Here is a 1,925-nt window from a genome sequence, read left to right as displayed (position 1 = left end):
TCAATATATGATTCAGGAAGGAGAAATCCTGACTATTGACTACCGTGCTACAGCAAAACAAGGTGATCCTATTACGTTTGAAAGCATTCTGCTTGCCAACGGTGGTGGAGCCAGCTCCATTGGTGCCCCGACTATTGAGGGTGCCACTGTGGAAGCGGAAGTCGTTCAGCCCGAGCTGAAAGGCGAAAAGCTCGAAATCCAGAAGTTTCGACGACGAAAAAATTCGCGTCGGCACACAGGCCACCGCCAGAAATACACAACGGTTCGCATCAAAGCGATCAATGTTCCCGGCCTGGAAATCGTTGAATCCGCTGCCGCTGAACCTGCTGGTGCAAAAGCCTAAGACCGCTGCTGTCTGCTGAGTAAAGCACCTCAGCCCGCGCGCGAATTGCGGGCAGGAAAATAAAAGCTCGCTTCATATTAAGCTCTCTGAAACCACGTTTCAGGGAGCTTTTTGCATAACCGGCGATGCCTGTCCCGCCCGCCCGATGCCTTGCGCTCGAAAAACGGGGTTGACCAAAAACCATTATTCAGCATAACTTTATGCAGTTTTTGTAATCAGTTCAACCTGGGAAGCCGCTTCCGCTCCTGACCGATGATTCCAAAACAATCCCCTGACGTGTCATGTTTCGTTTCTCTTTGTGAACCGATTGAATAGCTGGATAGGATAGTCTGATGCACCTGTTTTTTTCTGTGGGCGAACCCAGTGGCGACCAGCATACGGCTCACCTGATTCACGAAATTCGAAATCGTCGCCCGGATGCCCGCTTCTCAGCGTTTGGCGGACCGGAAATGCAAGATGCAGGCTGTCATCTGGAAGTCCGTCTGACCGATTACGCCGTGATGGGAATCTTCAATGTATTGCCATTGATTTTTAAATTCATTCAGTTGATCAAACAGGTCGGCCTGTATCTGGAAGCGGAACGTCCTGACGCGGTGATCCTGGTCGATTTTCCCGGCTTTAACTGGTGGGTCGCTAAAAAAGCAAAGTCCCTCGGCATCCCCGTGTTTTACTATCTACCACCTCAACTCTGGGCCTGGGCTCCCTGGAGAATTCGGCGTGTTCGCAAAAATATTGATTATGTTCTCTCGGGCTTAAAGTTTGAGAAGGAGTGGTACGAATCACGGGGCGTCAAAGTTGATTACATTGGTCACCCGTTTTTTGATGAAGTTGCTTCTAAGCCTCTGGACCAGAACATGCTGGACGAACTCGCTCAATCCGGGGAAAAAATCGTCGGCATCCTGCCGGGCTCGCGCACGAGTGAAGTCACGCGCAACTTTCCCATGATGCTGCAAATTATTCGCCAACTCGCGCAGCAGTTTCCCGATGCGACCTTTCCCGTCGCCTGTTATAAAGAAGCACATCTTGAACTCTGCCGAAATTTTACGGAACAGCAACAGGCTACCGAACTGCCGATCCTGTTCTATTTGAAAAAGACTTCTGAAATCATCGAATCAGCGCAATGTTGTCTGATGGTCTCAGGTTCCGTCAGCCTGGAGTTGCTGGCAAGAAAAACCCCCGCCGTTGTGATCTACCGCAGTCACTGGGGAATGTTTTTGATGGCTCACCTGTTAATCACCTGCAAATACATGTCGCTCCCCAATCTGATCGCGGGTCGAGAATTAATGCCCGAATTTCCTTCTGTAGGATCTCCGGATAAAGATATCGCAAAAATTAACACCATCATGAGTGACTGGCTAGACACACCGCTTTCTCTGGAGCGGGCACGCAATAAACTCACCTCGCTTTACAATGAAACCGCGATTCCTGACGCCTCTGCGCAGGCTGCTGAATCTATTCTGAGCCACATCCAGGCAGAGCCTCGCCAAAAAGTAGCCGCGTAGTATACACGCAAACACACTCCTTACTGCTGATCTGGTGAATTCAGGCATATAAAGGCCAAATTTCCAATGAGAATTTGGGG

General features: G+C 49.9%; 2 protein-coding genes. Both read left to right on the top strand.

Going from position 1 to position 1,925, the window contains the following annotated elements:
- On the top strand, positions 1 to 343 hold a 343-nt coding region (rplU, locus tag Q0294_RS01510; protein WP_299460109.1), incomplete at its 5' end, for a 50S ribosomal protein L21.
- A gap of 332 nt (positions 344 to 675) precedes the next feature.
- Entirely contained in the window at positions 676 to 1,845 is a 1,170-nt protein-coding gene (lpxB, locus tag Q0294_RS01505; protein ID WP_299460106.1) for a lipid-A-disaccharide synthase, read from the top strand.
- Positions 1,846 to 1,925 lie beyond the last annotated feature (80 nt).

It is taken from the genome of uncultured Gimesia sp., from assembly GCF_937919775.1.
Lineage (GTDB): Bacteria > Planctomycetota > Planctomycetia > Planctomycetales > Planctomycetaceae > Gimesia.
The sequence above is the reverse complement of the archived record's forward strand: the minus strand, read 5'-3'. Positions and strand labels throughout refer to the sequence as shown.